The organism is Microbispora sp. CL1-1, from assembly GCF_012034195.1.
Lineage (GTDB): Bacteria > Actinomycetota > Actinomycetes > Streptosporangiales > Streptosporangiaceae > Microbispora.
Genome location: NZ_JAATEK010000209.1, coordinates 1 through 384, shown reverse-complemented (window position 1 = coordinate 384; position 384 = coordinate 1). Strand labels below are relative to the sequence as shown.

At 72.9% G+C, this 384-nt stretch carries 1 pseudogene; it reads right to left on the bottom strand.

Features of this window, described 5'->3' with window-relative positions:
- A pseudogene (locus tag HCK04_RS40645) lies at positions 1–218 on the bottom strand (twin-arginine translocation signal domain-containing protein); the annotation flags it as partial.
- Positions 219–384: the final 166 nt, after the last annotated feature.

Genomic DNA, 384 nt, shown 5'->3' with positions numbered 1-384 from the left:
GCGATGGCGGCGATCCAGCCGTGGTCGGCGGCCGGAGCCGAGAAACCGATGACGACCTTCTCACCGGGGGCGTCGTTGGCGCCCCCGGCCGCGGGGGCCGCGGCCGGTGCGCTCGCCTGCGCGGCGGGCTCGTTGCTCGTGCAGGCCGCGACCAGGGCACCGGCGCCGAGGACGGCTCCGCCGAGGAGGAAGCCCCGGCGGCCGGGGTTCTGTGTCATGTCGTTCTCCCTTGCAGTGGGGGGTGAAATAGCAGGAAAGCGAGGAAACAGGAAAGCGAGGAAAAGGGTGCAGGGGGCCGGGACCGCGGCCGTACGGCGGCGGACCTGGACTGGTCGGGCAGGGGAAGCGGGGGTTCCGGGTCAGGTATGCGCTCTGAGGCCGCGT